The organism is Verrucomicrobia bacterium CG1_02_43_26, from assembly GCA_001872735.1.
GTDB lineage: Bacteria > Verrucomicrobiota > Verrucomicrobiia > Opitutales > CG1-02-43-26 > CG1-02-43-26.
In genome coordinates, this window is sequence record MNWT01000006.1 from 52,164 (window position 1) to 71,102 (window position 18,939).

An 18,939-nucleotide genomic window follows, 5' to 3' on the forward strand; every position below is an offset into this window, starting at 1 on the left:
ATATGACGAGAAGCATTCTTGGTCGGTTAATTTTGACCCTTGCCGTGCTGGCTTGGGCGTTGTTTAACATCATCCCCTATAAAGACAAGCCGTTCAACCTGTTTGTTAAAGATCGTGTATCAGCTAATACACAAGCCTTTGGCGAAATCTATATGATAGCAGAGGATCGCGTTGCTGCCGGCAAAGAGCCATCCCTCTATGTAGCTTTGATAAATTTGGGACACGAGGAAAAGATTGATTTCTCAACCTATTTCCCAGATGTCAATTTGGCAGACATCAAAAACCTGGACAAACGCAATGAAGTCCTATTGCAATACCTATTAAAAGAGTCCCAAGGGAAAATCAAACTGGGATTAGACTTAAAAGGAGGAATGGCCTTTACGCTAAAAATCGATGATGCCGCACTTGCAAACAAAAATAAGTATGAAAGAAAGCTGCAATTAGAAAAAGCGATCGACATCATGCAAAAACGCGTTAACGGATTGGGTGTTGCAGACCCCATTATACGTGCAAAAGGTAGCGATCAATTAGAAATTCAACTACCTGGACTCAGTACCGCTGAGAACCCGGACGTGCTAGCGAATCTGCAAAAGCCCGCTAAGTTAACCTTTCACCGCGTACACAGGACGAAATATCCTACCGGAGCCGCTGGCGAAGAAGCGCCTACGGGATATCTCACGATGGTGAAAGAAGACACAGATCAAAAAACGGGCGAAATTCGTGAAGAACGCGTTTTCGTACGCCGTGTACCCGATATGGGCGGCAACATGGTGAAAAGCGCCCACGCAACGATGAACCAATATGGTGGTTATGAAATTTCACTCAGCATGACATCTGAAGGGGCAGACCATTTTGCAAGTTTAACCAAACGGATTGCAGACGAGAACAATCAAGCGCCTTATGGGTCTATGAGCGAATCCAACCCTGCAAAGTACGGCCGATTGGCAATTGTGCTTGATGGAAAACTCTATTCTGCACCAAGAGTAACAGAATCCATTCCTGGAGGCCACGCCCGCATCTCTGGGCAGTTCTCTCAACGGGACGCACTGGAGTTAGCAAATGTGTTAAATAACCCACTTGAATTTGAGCTTACATTGACTGAAATGAGCGAAATCGGGCCTTCTCTGGCAGACGATGCTCGAAACTCTTCGATTAACGCAGCTCTTTTAGGCGCCGCTCTCGTGATTTTATTCATGATCGTTTACTATAATGGCGCTGGCTTTGTTTCCGTAATCGCTGTTTTGCTGAATGTAATTGTTGTATTGGGCGTTCTAGCAAGCCTGGATGCAACACTGACACTTCCTGGTGTTGCCGCGCTTGTATTAACAGTAGGCATGGCCGTTGATGCTAATATTCTTATCTATGAGCGCATCAGAGAAGAACTTCGTGCCGGCAAGAGCACAAAGGCTGCTCTAAGCGCCGGTTTTGAAAAAGCATTTTCAACCATTGTAGATGCAAACATCACCACATTATTAACCGCATGCATATTGATTTGGCTAGGAACCGGCCCAATTAAGGGCTTTGGCGTAACCTTAGCAATCGGTATCGGTACGACGCTATTCTGTGCGTTGGTAGTGAGCCGCGCCCTGCTAGAGCTTTTCGTAAATACAAATATTATTAAAAAGCTTCTACCATTCTCCTTCCTTAAGCCCGTTCACATGGACTACCTTAAGTACCGCGTAAAGGCATATTCACTTTCTATTCTTATCGCAATAGTAGGCGTTATTGCTGTTGCCGTGAACCATAGCCATATATTTGGAATCGATTTCATTGGAGGCGATGAACTGACAATTCGCTTTGAAGAAAAGTTGGGCATACAAGAGATTGATGAAGTTGCCAAAAATAATGGGCTAGGAGAAGTAATTCCTCTTTACCAGAGTCTGCTTGGCGACAACAAAGAAGTTCTAAAGCTACAAACCGAGCATGGCAAAGGTCCTGCGGTTTTAGCTGCTTTGGAAAAAGCTTATCCGAACGCGCAGCTAGAGATGATTGGTGAAACAAGCATTGGTGGTAGCGTGAGTGATTCGATTAAAACGGATGCGTTGCTAGCTGTTGCCGTTGCGCTTATCGGTATCTTACTTTACGTAGCCTTCCGATTTGAGTGGGGATTTGGTATCGGCGCGGTCGTTTCGACCATCCACGACATTGTGCTAACAATCGGTATATACGTTTTACTCGGCGGGCAGTTCTCTGCCTCTATGGTTGCTGCTATCTTAATGATTGTCGGTTACTCCATTAACGATACGATTGTTGTGTTTGACCGGATACGCGAAGAACTGGATCTGCATCCAGAAATGAAGTTGTGGGATATCATTAATCTCTCCATCAACCGCACGCTTTCTCGTACCATTCTAACAAGCTTGACGACCTTTATGGCTGCTCTTGCACTGTTTATCTTTGGCGCGGGCGTGATCAAGGACTTTGCGTTGGTGTTTATCATTGGTATTATCACCGGTACCTATTCCTCTATCTTTATTGCCAGCCCTATATTTTACTGGTGGCACAAAGGAGACAGGAAGCATGTTGCTCAACGTGAGATTACGCCTAAGTATCATTGGGAAGAAACGACAACTTCCGTTGGTAGTGACAAAAAATGATTTGGCGCAATCCTCAGCAAAATCTTTTATTAGAAAAGCAGTTATCTAAAGAACTTAAGATTAGTGAACCGGTAGCCAGTATGCTGGTTACTTTTGGCATCAGAAACGCCTCGGAAGGAAGGGCGTTTCTGGAATCCAAACTTGCGGATCTAGAAGATCCCTTTGCGATCACGCACTTAAAAGAAGCCGCAGAGCGACTGATACAAGCAATTAATCAAAAAGAAAACGTGCTGATTTTCGGAGACTACGACGTCGACGGCGTCACAAGCGCTGCTCTTCTAGTAAGCTTTTTGCGCGAGTTTGGGCTAGATCCGAAATATGTAGTTCCTTTTCGACTACAAGAAGGTTACGGGCTGAGCCAAATTGCTGTAGAACGCGCACTAGCAGAAAATCCAGGCATAGATTTATTTATCTCGCTCGACTGCGGAACAAATTCTTTAAAAGAAGTTCAATACGTAAGAGAGCAAGGCATAGACGTAACCATTGTTGACCACCACCAATCCACGGAAACATTGCCGGAGGATTGCGTGATTGTTAACCCCCATGTATTTGATAAAGCAGAAAACCCATGGCAAAGCCTTTGCACAGTAGGCCTCGTTTTCAAACTCTGCCACGGATTATTAAAACTATTGCGAGAAAGTGAAATTGATAAAGCATTTGATCTAAAATTAAAAGATTACTTGGACTTCGTGGCGTTGGGAACAATCGCGGACATGGTTCCCCTACGTGGCGAAAATCGCATTTTAGCAAAACAAGGGTTAAGCGTGATGTCTGACATGAAACGCCCGGGACTACAGGCGTTGTTTCAAGTCAGTGGCATTTCGATTGCGCAGGAAATAAAACCATCCGATGTATCCTTTCGCTTAGGGCCAAGGATCAATGCCAGTGGACGCTTAGCGGATGCAATTTTACCGATTAATCTATTACTCAACGACAATTACGAAGAAAGCTTGAAGCTTGCTCAACAGCTGGATGCCATGAATAAAGAGCGGCAAGCCATCGAGCGAACCGTAACAGAGCAAGCCATTTCCATTGTAGAGAAAGAAGGTCAACACACACAGGAAGCCATTTTAGTCTACAATGAAGATTGGCATTTTGGTGTTGTGGGTATTGTAGCAGGCAGACTTAGCAGACTGTACCATCGACCAACATTAGTATTAGGCTCTGAGTGCGGGTACGCAAAAGGATCTGGACGAAGTATCGAAGGCATTAATTTAGTCGATGTGCTAAAAGAATGCGATGAATTACTCCATATATGGGGAGGCCACCCGGCCGCAATCGGTCTATCCCTGGATCCCAATAATTTAGATGCGCTCTATGACCGTTTCCTTAGAACCGTTCAAGCTATCACGCCCGAAGGCCTGCCCGAGCCTTCGATTGATATCGCGTATTGGATAGACGTAAACGAGCTTACTACAAAATTGCTAGATGAATTGGATCTTCTCCACCCCTTTGGCATGGATAACCCAGAGCCGATCTTTGGGCTCAAAGGTGTCACCTTAGAAAAGCCCGCAGATGTTTTTGCGAACAAGCACTGGCGTTTTAGACTGAATACTGACAAACAAGGCTATATAGGAGGCATTGCTTGGAATATGGCAGAACGTATTCCCGCTTTGCGCACGCCGATTGATATGGCGGTACGATTCAACTGGAACCATTGGAATGGTAAAAGCTATCCTCAGATTGAATTAGTAGACTGGCGGGAATCTCTTGCCTGATATATAATCTTGTTTTTCTTGCGTTAACAAATTTATTTTGATTATAGAAACACGCGAGCAACCCCTTAATGTTTCTTTACTTTAATTTCCAGACAGGATTAGTTCCTAGCCAATAGCTGAGGATTTTCTCTTTCGGTGCCCATGTAGATAGTAGATATTTCATACTCAGTATAACACTCAAGGAAGCAGTTCCCGCCAATGCAAACGTGCAATTCGATTGAAAAGCTAACTCCTCATCCATCATCTGCAAATGTAGATTTAAATTGTTTATAGGCCATTTAGGAATGTTTATAAATAACCCCAGAATACGATGGTCTAAGACAAAGTCATCCAAAATAAGCAAAGAGGCACATGCTTGACCAAAAGAAGAAATGCAAAAATCTCGATTAGATCTTGATTGCATCAAAGCGAACAGTTCATCCCTGGACTTACCCTTTACCGCTGAAAGGCTAAGTCCTGCATCAACTAGGAATTTCAGTTGATCACTACTTAATTCCCTAATATCATTTAGATTATACCCAAGACCATAAACCGCCTGTAAGTGTTCAATACTTACTAAGTCTTGAACGTCTTTACGGGTTAGGTCGAGTAGTTTGATAGCTTGGCATTGAATATCATTTAGATCCCTTGTTTCCGTAGAAAATGACATTGCAATCTTCCACTCCAGCTCATTAATATCTTTTGTAAAATGAGGATCAGTAAATGTTTTATAGGTCAATTTATCTATATACTCCTTTTCAAACCTGGTACAACCCGGGATCTGATTGAGATCCCTCACCTTAAAGGCCATTATTAGCTTTTTGTGGCCGGTAACAGCTTTAAAGAACCCTTTACTCACTTGCATTTGGCTCCAGACATCTTCAATCATTAGAAAATCCACTACTTCTAATAGAATATCCGAGGGAAGCTCGTACTGTTTATTCAAGTATTTACTCGCCTCGCGAATTCCCAATAGATCTTTCGGTGTGATCGGATCAGGACTCTTTATCAAACGATCGCCCAATTTGCTATCCAGAAAAAAATCTGGGTAATGCGTATGCAACCATTCTTGTTTGCGTTTTGAATATTCTTTTAGCTCTTCCTTGGATGGTGTTGTACTAATCCCCCTGCCAATAAAAGGAATACCATTTTCTCTTTTTAACTTTGGTTGACTATCTAATTTTTCAACACGCGGGAGGCCAATACTTATACTACTATTCATATATTTATTTCATTAAATTATTTTATCCCACTTAAAGTCGCACGAACGATAATTAATAAAGCCATCAATGTCAATCACTTAAACAACCCAATCAATAAAATCAAATAACAATACCAATAAGAGCACTTTATTAAAAGATAAACTCAAAATTGGCAAAGATGAAAACACCCAGGGACTGGTGCTTAATAAAACGCCACGCTTTCTCGGTCCACACAGAATGATCCATATGATTTTCTAGAGTGGCTAAAAGAGGACTAATTCTCCTTCGAAGCACATTCTTTTTTGAGCTGCTTCCAGTCAACTAGACGTTGCGCAATGGCCGCTTCTGCACCCGTTGCCTTAGGTTGGTAAAATTGTTGCGGCTTTAGCATGTATTCTTGGCCTGAAATAGCATCTGGGTAGTTATGGCTGTAGCGGTACTCTTTGCCATGGCCAAGAGTACCGCCGATTTTATTATGACCATCACGAAGCCAATCAGGAACGTTTTGCACAGGGCCTTTGCGGATAGTGGCTTGGGCTTCGCCCAGCGCCAATGTGGTGCTATTGCTTTTAGGTGCGGTGGCCAAGAAAACGGTTACATGAGAAAGGTTCAAGGCGCACTCCGGCATACCGATGATCTCGCAGGCCTGGAAGGCTGCTGTAGCTAAAGGCAAAGCACGGGAATCTGCTAAACCAATATCCTCTGATGCCAGGATAATTAAGCGCCGAGCAATAAAACGAGGATCCTCGCCACCTTCCAACATTTTTGCAAGCCAGTAGAGCGCAGCGTCCGGATCACCTCCGCGAATACTTTTTATAAATGCGGAAATCGTGTCGTAGTGTTCGTCTTCGTTGGCATCGTAACGAATTTGACGCTCGGAAGCAAAGATTTGAACCGTTTCATGCGTAATCTCAGAACAAATAGGTTGGCTAAGAACAATTGTTTCGAGCGCATTTAAAGATCTACGAACATCGCCATCCGACAATGCTGCAATTCCAGATAGAGCCTCGTCTGTCAAAGTACAGCGAGTTGATTTCAAACCATGTTCCTCGTGATTTAAAGCAGTTTGAAGAATAGTTACCATTTCCTCTTGGGACAAGGCCTCTAGGCGAAAGAGATGACTGCGACTCAGTAAAGGAGCATTGATATAAAAGCCAGGATTATGAGTTGTAGCACCAATTAAACGGATATTACCCGCTTCTACATCAGGAAGGAGGAGATCTTGTTGCGCACGGTTAAAACGGTGAATCTCATCAATAAAGAGGATGGTGCGCTGGTCTTGGCGGTAACGTGCCATCTTTAGAATTTCACGCAGCTCGGCCACATTGGACAAAACGGCGTTGATGGAAACGAATTTACTACGGGTTTCCTCTGCGATGACAGAAGCCAGCGTTGTCTTACCACAGCCAGGAGGGCCATAGAAGAAGAGACTGCCGAATTGATCCTTTTCAATGAGTTGCGGCAGAAGCTTCCCTTTACCGAGAATGTGGGATTGGCCAACCACCTCCTTCAAACACTTCGGGCGCATACGAACAGCCAGCGGCTGGTTATTTACCAAAGGCTGCTGCTGAGTTGATGAAAAGAGCTCCAGGTTATCCGTATCCATTGTTAGTTGAAGGTTTATTATGAAGAGGGAAAATGTTTCTTGCAAGAATGCAAAGCTGTCCGTTATCGTTTTGCGCAATGGCGATCATTGTACATACCAACAAACAAAATATAGCGCTCACGATTGCAGGGTCTGACAGCGGCGGCAATGCCGGCATACAAGCTGATCTCTTGACCATGAGCGCATTAGACGTGCATGGAACCAGCGCTATCACCTGTTTAACGAGTCAAAACCCAGACAATGTTTCGCAAGTCTTTCCCGTGCCCCCGGAATACGTGATTGGGCAGATAGACCAAGTATTGCGATTCTTTGACGTAAAAGCCTTGAAGACAGGTATGCTCTTTAACGAAGCGGTCATTAAAGCAGTAGCAGACTATTTTAAACGAATACCCCATATATTAAAAGTCATCGACCCAGTGATGATTGCCAGCAGCGGGGCTAAATTACTGGAAGATGCTGCCATCGATGCCTTAAAAAGCAATTTATTACCCCAAGCAACCCTCATAACCCCCAATTTAGACGAGGCCGCTGTATTAATCGGAGAGCGGCCAACAACACCTAAAGCGATTGAAAGTTGTGCTCAAAAAATTGCAAAGCAATATGGCGTAGCCTGCTTATTAAAAGGAGGGCATATGGAAGGGGATAGGTTAATTGATATATTGGCGGATAAAGAGGGCACGCTTTATAAATACGAAACCCACAGAATTCCTAATGTAAACACGCATGGCAGCGGCTGCACCCTATCTGCCGCGATTACCGCCTTTTTAGCAAAGGGATTAACACTCCCTGATGCCGTCGGAAAAGCGCACCGTTATTTACAAAAGGCCTTACTTGCTCCTAAGAAACTCAATGGCCAATCCTTCATCCAGCATAATATCCTCTGAGCCCCAATTGCTGCGCTCGAAGACCCGAAGCCCCTTGCTATGGTTCCTGCTGCCTCTCTTAATCGGCTATTATCTCGGGAGCCTTTGGCATAATGCATGGGCACTTACAATCGTTGGCGTAGTAGTTTGCATGGCAGGCGCTTACTTGTACTATAAGCAGTTGACATATGCGCGGTGGTATGGGTTGGCTGGTTTAGTAATATTATTAAGCTGGGGATATTACATAACACGCGTAGACCATGGCAAAAACTTCCCTCCCCTAGCCCCTCGGGAAGCAATTTTAACCCTGAAGGTTGATCACGTTTTTGCGCAAAACAGTGAGAAACAGACTGTTTTGGGAACCGCCGTAGTCTACCATGCCCCTCTTCACTTAAAAGCATATGAAGGGAAACGGGTATATTTTCAGGCAAGAAACCCGTTGGATATTCCCGTTATAAAAACACAGCTCATAGAAAGCCGTGCGGTGTTAAGCGACCTGAGAAACCAGGAGGAAACAACGGATTTTAACCAATATCTCCTACGCTCAGAAGTGCATCTTGGCTTTACGCGGGGAACTTTATTGAGAGAAGTGACTTCTGCAAACGCATTCTTTCGCTTTTTCAACCAACAAAACGAACGTTTCGAGCGCATATTACGCCAACATATTGACTGGATCAAAGCACCAAACGGCGCTACCGCTGTTTACATTGCCATGCTTTTAGGGAATAAAGTTTATTTAAGCCAGGAACAAAAGGATATTTTCAAACAGTCCGGGACCTTGCATTTGTTTGCAATCAGCGGATTACATGTAGGCGTAATCGCCGGTTGTTTAGCCTATATATTGGGATTAATGCGCCTGCCTAGAAAAGTAGCCGCAATTATTGGGCTTAGCTGCTTACTGTATTATGTATTTGCCACGGGAGCCAGCCCCTCAGCCATGCGAGCGTACTTGATGGTCTTGTTTTTTTGGGGCGCCTACTTCTTTGCACGAAAACCGGCACCGTTTTCGGCGCTGCTTGCCTCCGCAATCTGTACTTTGGTGTGGAACCCTTTACAATTATGGAACATTGGGTTTCAATTATCATATTTGGTTGTCGGTGCAATTTTGCTATACGGCCTGCCGCTGTATGAATGGATCAATATTAAGTTACGAGATGACGAAGACAATAAGTGGATTAATAATCGGTTTATACATGGAGCGATAGGATTATTGGCAATATCGATTGCGGCTACGCTGGGAAGCGCGCCTTTATCCATGATGTACTTTCATATCACAACACCCGGAGGGATATTGATCAACTTGCTCTTAATGCCGATGGCTTCGATTGTGATTGTGACCGGGTGCGTTAGTTTGATAGTGGGAATCATCGGTATTCCTATTTTGTCTTTATGGATGGGGTCAATCATTAACATGATCGCGGTTTATGTCATTGCGGCCATGGAAGCAGTCATTCCGTGGTCATTTCATATAAAAGGCCTTTTTTTTAGAATCGAAACACCCAGCTTAATGATATCAATAGGCTTTTTGCTCTTATTATTTGCCTGGCTGTTGTGGGGACATGCGCGCAACAAGCTAAACGAGGTTTATTACTACACAGCACCGGTGCTTTTGCTGACCATGATTACCGCATATGAAGTCCTTAAGGGGTTTAGATAACTCCCTTATGCCTAAGCGTTTATTTAAAAGACCTTGCCGATAGCGCAATATATGAATACACTATTCTCATGAAAAGCGCATACGAATTAGCCTTGGAAAAACTGGATGCCGAGAACGGAGCTCCTAAGCCATTAACACAAGAACAAAAACTGGCTCTTAAAGGAGTTGAAGAAACGTTTAAGACAAAATTGGCCGAGCGAGAATTGTTTCTTGAAAAGAAATTGGATGCCGCTGAAGCTGCAGGCAATTACGATGAAGCCGATAAAATACGCCGCCAGTTAACCGATGAGCGTGCGATCGCGGAAGAAGAGAAAGAAAAGGAAAAAGAGAAAATACGGAACCAAAACGGTTGAGTATTCAATCATTCCCCTTAGTCATCCAACCGCAAAGGCATGACAACGCACATAAACGCGTCTAATGTCTTTAAGACACCCGGGCTAAGTTCATCCTTAAATTCGAAGAAAACCTCATCCTTGGCAACTGCTTTTAGCGGATCCATTAAGAATTGCGGATTAAAAGAAACCCCAACGGAAGGCCCTTCATAAGCAATTGCAATTGTTTCGTGGGCTTGGCCATATTCCGGGCTTTCGCATGAAATCTCCATATTATTAGGATTCATGGTCAGACGAACCGCATTACTTTTCTCGCTAGTAACGATCGATGCCCGCTGCAAACAATCCAAGAAAAGTTCGCGCTCGATTTTGACACGCTGAAAAGTTTCTTTTGGAATGACCTGCTCGTAATTAGGATAGTTACCCTCTACTATTTTAGAAACGAGATAAATATTAGAAACAAGACCATTAGATTGAGCTTTGTCGCTGTTTACCTCTATTTCAAAAGCAATTTGTCTATTATTGAAAGCAATTTTGACCTTTTCACCCTGGCCTAAGAGCCGCTCGAGCTCATTTGCTGTCCTAGCAGGCAGAATAAGTTTTCCACTATTCTGAGCATTCACGGTAGCATCCTTGCTCATGACCCCTAAGCGACGGCCATCTGTAGCGACAAGCGTTAACTTGCCATCTCCGAAACTCCAATAAATGCCATTTAAGACATGCCTATTTTCGTCCGTTGATTGTGCGTAAGCAACCCCCTTAAGCATTTGGCTAAGGTCTTGCTGAGCCATTGCAAACTCGTTCTTGTCTGAAAATGCGGGCAATGGAGGGAATTCCTCGGCATTGATGCCCATAATTTTAAAAGAAGCGCCCCCAGCCTTAATGTGAGCTTGGTTAGTGGAAGCCTCGAATTGAACCTCGAGATTAGGTAAAGAACGCACCAATGTGGCTAACTTCTTGGCCGGCAACGTAATCGAACCGGGCTTTTCCACCTCTGCCTTAATGTGACAGCGGATACCCAAGTCAAAGTTTGTTGTGGTGAGGGATAGGGTATTACCTTCTGCCTTAATAAGAACATTGTTTAAAATCGAAAGGGAAGCTCGAGAGGAAACAATATTCAAAACTTGCTGCAATCCGGTACTAAAATGATCTCGATTAATTTTAAATTTCATGGGCACGCGTCTTTAAGAAAGATTAATTTATGTAATTTTTTTTAGTTTTTTGCAATACATAACTGCATTTTTGGCCGGAAAAGCTTAATTAAGCTTCGCCGAAGGCATTCGGCGGGTACTTTTAGGTCGATTTTCGAAGAAATGAGCCACAAAACGAGTAAAAAAAGATTGCATATCTACAATTTGCGGTTCAATATTCTATACCTTAATCGTTTTCAACAACTTGATAAGTATAATTTTTAAATAACAAAAAATCACTATGACAAACGAAAAACAACCGCAATTTTCTAAACTGAGGTCGATGCTATTCCCAGTTTATGCTTTCGAATTGAAAAAGGTCCTGCCGATGTGCTTGATCTTCTTTTTTATTCTGTTTATCTATACCTGTTTTCGTAATATCAAGGATAGCTTGATCGTACCTGCGTGTGGCGCGGGAGCGATTGCGTTCTTAAAACTATACTTTGTATTACCTTGCTCGGTATTGTTTTTCGTATTTTACGCTAAAGCGAGTAACATCTTCAATAAAGAGAACTTGTTTTACGTATCCATTATACCGTTCTTAGGCTTTTTTGCTCTATTTGCGTTTGTACTGTATCCATTAAAAGATCAGCTACATATGGCTCCGGAGACGATGGATTCATTAATCGCATCTTACCCGCAATTTGAATATTTCTTCCGCGTGATTGGTAATTGGACCTTTACAGCGTTCTATATCTCCGCAGAACTTTGGGGCAGTGTGGCGTTAACACTTCTATTCTGGCAGTTCGCTAACCGCGTGACTCGCATTCCTGAAGCAAAACGTTTCTATGCTCTTTTCAGCCTTGCAGCCCAATTTGCGATGATTCTTTCCGGAGAATTAGGCTCTTTCTTCTCAAAAGTTAAAAGCAACATCCCAGCCGGTGTTGACCCATGGGGTGAATCATTAAAGCTGATCATAGGTACCGGTGTTATCTTTGGTATTCTATGTATGGTCATTTACTGGTGGATGCATCGCGCCGTCCTTACCGACCCACGTTTTTATGACGCAACAGAAGCAGCCAACAAACCTAAGAAACAAAAGGTTAAGTTGAGCGTTATGGAGAGCATGAAAGTGATCTTCACCTCCCCTTACCTAGGCTTGATTGCTATGCTAGTATTTTCTTACGGGACAACGGTAAACTTGGCTGAAGCGGTTTGGAAGAGCCAGCTGAAGCTTAACTATCCTGACCCAAATGCATACAACATGTTTATGAGCACGTTTACGACCTATACAGGTATTGCAACGATGATTATGCTTGTGGTAGGTGGTAACTTGCTTCGCATGTTCCGCTGGGCAACCTGTGCTGCGATCACTCCATTAGTGATGCTTTTGGGCGGCGTTGTATTCTTTAGCTTAGTAGTCTTCCGCGAGCAATTGGGCCCAATCATGGCAAACATAGGCACTAACCCAGTCGCATTGGCCGTCCTTTCAGGCGCGATTGTTGTGATCTGTATCAAGGCTACCAAATATGCTTTGTTTGATTTGACCAAAGAAATGTCTTACATCCCCTTGGATGAGGAACTCAAAGTAAAAGGTAAAGCGGCAGTTGACGTTATCGGTGGCCGATTTGGTAAAGCCGGTGGCGCTTTCTTTATCTCTACAATCATCATGATTGCTAGCTCCGTTACAGGAGAAAAGACACAATTGTTGGATATCGCTACAATCCTGTCAGGAATATTCATCGTATTCACTGTCTTGTGGATCTTTGCAGTTAAGGCTCTTGGAAAACGGGTTGAGGCCATCTCTGGTGACCAAAGCAAGCACAAGAAATCTGCTGACGCAACAAAGCCTCAAGTTGACATAAAGGCAGCTGAAGAAGCACCTGCTCCGGTTAAATAAAGTTGGTTACAAGCAAATTTACATAACAAGCAAAGAAGCCGAGGTTATTTTTCCTCGGCTTCTTTATTTACCTAGCTGACCCAATGCGTCAAACCTCTAAGCAATAGTTGTCTAACATTTCTGCTACCTGCTCCCGTAAAGACATACTCCCTTTGTTTTCATCATTTTCAATAACCCCCTCGATATAAGCGAGAATGGAGGGTAGACTGTAATAACGTTCATTAAGACTGAGCCACTCATAAAAGTAATCCAGCGCTTCGAACCAATCCTCCACCAAGTAAGGGGATTTTGACTGATATTCTTGAAGTAATATAAACCCATTTATTACCTCCGGATTTTCCTTAGCATATCCTGCAAATGCCTCTAAAATAAGGTTAAATCGGCTTGTTGACTCGCATTTGACCATGATCTCCCCGACATCTTCTTCCGATAGTCTTGCTTGTTCCACCAAAATTCTTACTTCAGACAGGGTAATCATTCTCTCCATACGCTTTGGGACTTCCATTGGGGTTTTAACGAGATTCTACGCTAGACATCATCTCATTTAGGTACTATACCTTATAAACAAGATACACTGAAAATCTAAAATAATAAAGTTATAGCGCGTTTTTTATGAAATTTGTTCCTACAATATATCCTTGGTTATCCGAAGACGCATTGGCCAAGATGGAGCAATTTCTGGAAGAGATACGGGATTGGAATCAAAAAATTAACGTTATCTCGCGTAAAGATATCGATTTTCTAGAAGAAAGGCATTTGTTGCCGAGCTTAGCCATTGGCGCAGTGTGTCCCTTTAAAGAGGGCGCTACCATATTAGATGTGGGCACTGGAGGGGGGTTCCCGGGGATTCCACTGGCAATCTGTTTTCCTGAAGCGCATTTCACCTTAATAGACTCTATCGGAAAAAAGGTGCATGTTGTAGAGAATATTATCAAAAATCTTGGCCTAAAGAACGCTGTAGCCACGCAGAACAGGGTCGAAAACATCAATAAAAAGTACGACTATGTGGTTGCGCGAGCGGTCACGGCGTTGCCCAAATTTATCCCTATCGTGAAGAACAACTTAAGAAACGGGGATAGCGGGCGCTTAAGAAATGGTGTCTTGTATCTCAAAGGGGGTGATTATTCTACAGAAATAGAAGAATTAGGCATACAGCCCGGCAAAATATATCCTTTGGTTGATGTTTTCCAAGGAAAAATAGAGACGGATAAGAGTATCGTTTACTTTCCCGCAGACAGGCTTCTCCCACAAAAGAAGCTTATTGAGCGTTAATCTTTCAGCTCGTTTCCTTCAGGAAATCTCGAGATTCCCGCTTCAATTTGTTAAGCTTTGGCTTAACTTTAGTCAGCTCGTGCGGTGGAAGTTTGTCCACAATCAAGATACCATTGATGTGATCCACTTCGTGTTGAATGCAGCGGGCAAGTATGCCATCGCACTCGAGTACGTGCACCACGCCCTGTAAATCCTGGTATTTGACACGAATATTTTCAACACGCTCGATATTCGGGCAAGTTATTCCGGGGAGCGATAAACAACCCTCGTCATGAACAGCTGTATCCTGTCCTACAAATTCGATAACTGGGTTTACTAACACCAAAGGCATCAAGACTTCAATGGGTATACTGCGTTTATCTAGCGCAGCTTTCTCGTCATCTCGAATACGGCAATCCGAGGTATCCACAACACATAATTGTATAGCTTGACCGATTTGCTGGGCAGCGAGGCCAATGCCCTCATAATCATACACGGTTTCAATCATATCCGCGGCTAATTGCTCTAGCTTAGCGTCAAAGCGGTCAACCCTTACCCCTTTTTCTCTTAAAATTGGCTCTCCGTACTGCGTAACCCTTAATACCATAAGAATATTGTATCAAGCAAAACAGCCTAGAACAAGGCTCAAGTATGGAATCGGGAGATTTCGCCCTGCAGGGATTTGGTCGTATTTCGAAGTTTATCGATCTGGTTAGACGTGTTTTTCAAAGAAGTAACCGTTTGTTGAGCAGAGTTGCTCAAGCGGTTAATAGCTTCCTTAATTTGGTCTGCCCCATCCGCCTGGGACTGCATGCCCTGGAGCACCATTTCAAAGCGAGGAGGAAGCCCCTGAACTTGTTGAATGACATTTGCCAAATGGCTACTGACGGTCGTGATTTCATCCACACTATACTCAACTTTTTGAGACAAGTGCTTCATGGCGTTTACACCGGTTTGTACCGCACCTAACATTTCGCCGATCATTGACTCGATCTCAAGGGATGAGCCGGCAGTTTGGTCTGCTAGCCGGCGGATTTCTTTAGCAACGACACGGAAACCGGTTCCGTACTCCTTTGCCTTGCGAGCCTCAATGGCTGCGTTGAGCGACAAGAGGTTGGTTTGGTCCGCCACCTTTGTCATAGTGGTGATAATAAAACTGATATCTGCTGCCTTTTTCTGGATGACCGCGAGTTGAGCAGAGACGGAGCTATTCGCATCTGCCAATTCACCCATGGAAGCCTCCATAATCTGGAGCCCATCGATACCAGACTCTGCAAGGAGGGCAGTATCCTGGGCGACCTCGTTTACCTCTTGCATAGTACCGGCCAAATCTTTCGCGGTAACAGAAATTTCCTTAGCGGAAGCTGTGATTTCTAGCGCGGCTCCACCGTATTGTTGCGCGGCATCGCTTTGTTCACGAACGGCTTGAGAGAGGTCTTGGGTGAAATCTGCCACTTGGGTACTAGAATTTTTCACCTGGTTGACCAATGATTTTAAATTCCTGGCCATGGTTTCGATTGCGCGAGCCAAAACGCCGATTTCGTTACTAGGAGCTCTCTCCACATGAGGCGTAAGGTCCCCCCTAGCAATACGGCTAGCAACTTCTGTCAACGCAATGATCGGTTGAGAAATCGTACCTGCTGCGAGAATAGCGGCTGCCAAGACAACGATGAGCGTACCTAGCCCAATAAAAATAGATAGCTGGCGCAGTTCGACAACCGGAACCAAGGTTTCATCACGATCAATCTTAACCTCTAAACCCCAACGCAGTTTAGGAAAATACTCCCAAGCTGCCAGAACCTTTTTTTCTCTATAGTCCACTATATCCTCTCCGTAGCCGCTTTGGCCTCTCAATGCTTTTTCAATTGGTAGCAATTGCCCTGCGGAGCTCTTGGATTTAAAGAATATATTAAACGCTGCATCCGGGATATGCCTTAACGGGTTGAGTGCAACGATACGCCCCCCCTGCTCAGAGGCGAGGATAGTCTCACCCGTTTCCCCTAAGCCATTGTAATTTTCGGCAATTCGATAAATTTTGGAAGGATCTAATTGCAGAATGAGCATTCCTTTGAGCCTACCCTCCTCGAGAATAGGAGCTCCTATAAAAATAGCCGGACCATTATTCGGGGCAAAAAGCGCAAAATCGGAAAATTGGGGCGACATCAGCATAGAAGTATCCTGAAAAGCCTGCGCCAACGGAGTCTGGCTCAAGGGTCCCGTTAACAAATTAGAATAAATAACAGAATTTTTACCCACACTGATCATGATGTCCCCTGCGTTACTCACCAAATATAATTGGGTAAAGCCATATTGGTAAGCTAGCCCCTTGAGTACCGGTTCGAAACTAGCACGAATACTATCTAATTCAGCGGAATTGCGTTTTACCTCGGCATCATACACGGAACCTAAAAGGCTTGCAGCTTGGGTAATTTCCGGCGTGAGGGCTATAATCGAAGCAAATTGCTCTTTATTTTGAAACAAATTGCGTAAAGAATTAGACTGCCGTTGCGCGATAGCCCATAAATTTTCTGATACTTGTCTTTCGACTGTTCTAGCCGCATTCTGGTAGTTAAAGAAGGTGGCTATCGTAAGCGGAAACAAAGAAATAGCAGCGAACCAAATAACCATTTGAATGGCCAGTCTATTTTGCATAATTGTGGGTCGTTGCGCCATAATGTTATTTCGCGAAAAAAATCAATTTAGCCCCCATTTGTCGTGTATGATATTCGAAAGCTCTTCCCACTCTTGTTGAGAACGGAACATAGGGTAAACAACAGGAGACACAGGATAGTCACTTTCCCAAACGAGCTTATATTGTCCATTAGACAACGCTTCCCCGATGTAAACCGTCTTATATAAATGATTGGTTTGGGGGTCGACATAAACGAGCCCACCAGGTGATTCCATACTCTTACCGCCAACATGATCCAATACATCTGCTTCACGGAAAGATTTTCCGGATTTCACCGCCTCTGCCCAAAGCTTCACGCCTATGTAGGCGGACACCATAGTATCTGAAACGGCTCTATTTTGGCCGTATTTCTTTTTAAACTCGTTAAGAAAAGCGTGGTTCTGCTGGCTTTGTATGCTTTGAAAATAGTTCCAGACACCGTAATCGCCAGCCATATCAATGTTTGCCTGCATCAATTGCTGGAGCAGTACCTCATCAATCGTAAACCCAATAGATGGAATGTCATCCGGGCTAATGCCAGCCTTTCTCAGTGATTGGTAGAGGGCAATCGTGGTCTTTCCCAAGGTTGTGCAAACAATCACCTCCGGCTTAACATTTTTAATGATGCTGACAATGGAATCAATATCCTCGCTTTCAATGGAAATGTACTCTTCACCAACAATGCTGCCTCCTAGTGCATAAATATGGTCCTTGATAACGGTATTGGCGGCATAAGGAAATACTTCCTTTGATCCCACTAAAAAGAACCGTTGCCCTAAATTGCGATAAGCCCAGCTGATTCCGGGAACGACTTGTTGGTTAAGCAAAGCGCCTGTATTAACCACATGCGTGGATGAAGCCATGCCCTTACTTTGGTAGGGATAGAACAGCAGAGATTCTCTGTCCTCAAATACAGGGCGTACAATGTCCCTACTGAGAAGCATCCAGCCACCGAAGATCACTGCCACCTTGTCTTTCTCAATTAAATTAATCGCTTGCTCTTTAAAGACGGATCTCCTCGAAGCACCATCCACGACTACAGGTTCTATGCGCCTACCCAGCAAACCGCCACTTTGATTAATCTCATCAATAGCGAATAAAATGGCGTCCACAACAGGCTTTTCTTCGGACTCCATTCTGCCGGACATCGAATAAAGCACACCTACGCGAACAGGTCTATTATCTGTGGCTTGCGGCCCTTCACAGCCAGAAAATAATAATACGCCAAAAGCGACTGCGATAAAAAGAAAGCAAGGTACAAAAGGGCAATTAAACTTATAACGACAGGAAGTCCGCATTTGTTTTAATTCTACTGGAGATTACCGCCGCGACAACCTTTTTTGTCGCTAGAATGGTACATCTCCACTTTTAAGTTAAGCGCGTATTATCACGTTTACACCCAAAACTACTCTTTAATATACTGAAAGGCCTTGGCATCCATCTTAATGACCCGTGTCCGGCAAATATAGTCATGCAGTCCGCATTTTTGGGAGGTAAAGGCTATCATAATATACCCGATGTAGAAAATGAGGGCAGAAAGAATTTTAGCAAAAAACCTCCCTAGGGCTAATCCATAACCTACCGGTGAACCGTCTTCTCGGATAATTCTGATGCCAACTGCTTTTTTGCCGGGTGTTGCTCCATATTTTCCGACAAAATAAACAGAATACAAGATTGGCAAAAGAACTTGGAAAAGTTGCGCCAAAATAGCGGTTCCTCCTCCATGGGCACTACCTGGTTCCATGGCACTCCACATAAAGACAGAAAATCCGAAAAGCAGGGCAACCCCCAGATCAATCCCAAGCAAAATAAAAATGTCTATCAAAGTGGCAGCAACGCGAATCCAAAAACCGGCAAAGGAAAGGTTACTTAGGGAAGTTTTTTGATTAAACGCAAAAGCAGGTTGCGTTAAACCGGAGGAAGCGCTTTGTTGAAGACGGACTTGCCCCAAGTAAATTTCACGGACATCGCCAAAAAGAGCCCACTGCTTTAGCCCATGCCACCAGACGTATGTCGCGTTATCAATAACGCCT

The 18,939-nt window shown here is 43.9% G+C and carries 14 protein-coding genes and 1 pseudogene; 7 read left to right on the forward strand and 8 right to left on the reverse strand.

From position 1 onward, the window contains the following. The first annotated feature begins 2 nt into the window (after nt 1-2). Complete coding sequence (locus tag AUJ82_02425; GenBank protein ID OIO60298.1) at nt 3-2,597, forward strand: preprotein translocase subunit SecD; 2,595 nt, start codon at nt 3-5, stop codon at nt 2,595-2,597. Further along, nucleotides 2,594-4,315, forward strand: a complete 1,722-nt coding sequence (locus AUJ82_02430; GenBank protein ID OIO60299.1) for a single-stranded-DNA-specific exonuclease RecJ — start codon at nt 2,594-2,596, stop codon at nt 4,313-4,315. Before AUJ82_02425 ends, AUJ82_02430 begins: the two co-directional genes overlap by 4 nt. A 76-nt stretch (nt 4,316-4,391) precedes the next feature. On the opposite strand, the gene AUJ82_02435 is transcribed toward AUJ82_02430, so the two are convergent. Further along, nucleotides 4,392-5,516: a hypothetical protein gene (locus AUJ82_02435; protein OIO60300.1), complete on the reverse strand. Its 1,125-nt coding sequence runs from the start codon at nt 5,514-5,516 to the stop codon at nt 4,392-4,394. A 254-nt stretch (nt 5,517-5,770) separates the two neighbouring features. Continuing rightward, entirely contained in the window at nt 5,771-7,102 is a 1,332-nt protein-coding gene (locus AUJ82_02440) for an ATPase (protein OIO60301.1), read from the reverse strand. Between the two features lie 77 nt (nt 7,103-7,179). On the opposite strand from AUJ82_02440, the gene AUJ82_02445 reads away from it, so the two are divergent. From AUJ82_02445 to AUJ82_02455, 3 genes are all read left to right on the forward strand, one after another. After that, nucleotides 7,180-7,986, forward strand: coding sequence for a bifunctional hydroxymethylpyrimidine kinase/phosphomethylpyrimidine kinase (locus tag AUJ82_02445; protein OIO60302.1), 807 nt, complete (start codon nt 7,180-7,182; stop codon nt 7,984-7,986). Further along, nucleotides 7,952-9,622 (forward strand): hypothetical protein, encoded by a 1,671-nt coding sequence (locus AUJ82_02450; GenBank protein ID OIO60303.1) that lies wholly within the window; start codon nt 7,952-7,954, stop codon nt 9,620-9,622. The genes AUJ82_02445 and AUJ82_02450 overlap by 35 nt, the downstream gene beginning before the upstream one ends. Nucleotides 9,623-9,690: 68 nt before the next feature. After that, nucleotides 9,691-9,975 (forward strand): hypothetical protein, encoded by a 285-nt coding sequence (locus AUJ82_02455; GenBank protein OIO60304.1) that lies wholly within the window; start codon nt 9,691-9,693, stop codon nt 9,973-9,975. Nucleotides 9,976-9,992: 17 nt separating this feature from the next. Here the strand turns inward: AUJ82_02455 and AUJ82_02460 are convergent, their stop codons facing one another. Next, on the reverse strand, nt 9,993-11,126 hold the full coding sequence (locus tag AUJ82_02460; GenBank protein OIO60305.1) for a DNA polymerase III subunit beta: 1,134 nt from the start codon (nt 11,124-11,126) through the stop codon (nt 9,993-9,995). 259 nt (nt 11,127-11,385) lie between these two features. Between AUJ82_02460 and AUJ82_02465 the strand changes: the two genes are divergently transcribed. Then, nucleotides 11,386-12,984, forward strand: a complete 1,599-nt coding sequence (locus AUJ82_02465; GenBank protein ID OIO60306.1) for a hypothetical protein — start codon at nt 11,386-11,388, stop codon at nt 12,982-12,984. Nucleotides 12,985-13,072: 88 nt separating this feature from the next. On the opposite strand, the gene AUJ82_02470 is transcribed toward AUJ82_02465, so the two are convergent. Further along, complete coding sequence (locus AUJ82_02470; protein OIO60307.1) at nt 13,073-13,489, reverse strand: hypothetical protein; 417 nt, start codon at nt 13,487-13,489, stop codon at nt 13,073-13,075. A 107-nt stretch (nt 13,490-13,596) separates the two neighbouring features. Here AUJ82_02470 and AUJ82_02475 point away from each other — a divergent pair, with 107 nt between their 5' ends. Continuing rightward, on the forward strand, nt 13,597-14,256 hold the full coding sequence (locus AUJ82_02475; protein OIO60308.1) for a 16S rRNA (guanine(527)-N(7))-methyltransferase RsmG: 660 nt from the start codon (nt 13,597-13,599) through the stop codon (nt 14,254-14,256). Nucleotides 14,257-14,260: 4 nt separating this feature from the next. On the opposite strand, the gene AUJ82_02480 is transcribed toward AUJ82_02475, so the two are convergent. From AUJ82_02480 to AUJ82_02495, 4 genes and pseudogenes are all read right to left on the reverse strand, one after another. Beyond that, a complete protein-coding gene (locus AUJ82_02480) occupies nt 14,261-14,842 on the reverse strand; it encodes a peptide deformylase (protein OIO60309.1) in 582 nt (193 codons plus the stop codon). A gap of 38 nt (nt 14,843-14,880) precedes the next feature. After that, complete coding sequence (locus AUJ82_02485; protein ID OIO60310.1) at nt 14,881-16,908, reverse strand: hypothetical protein; 2,028 nt, start codon at nt 16,906-16,908, stop codon at nt 14,881-14,883. 21 nt (nt 16,909-16,929) lie between these two features. Next, nucleotides 16,930-18,204: a hypothetical protein gene (locus AUJ82_02490; protein ID OIO60311.1), complete on the reverse strand. Its 1,275-nt coding sequence runs from the start codon at nt 18,202-18,204 to the stop codon at nt 16,930-16,932. A 107-nt stretch (nt 18,205-18,311) separates the two neighbouring features. Beyond that, nucleotides 18,312-18,782: pseudogene (locus AUJ82_02495) on the reverse strand (hypothetical protein). Nucleotides 18,783-18,939 lie beyond the last annotated feature (157 nt).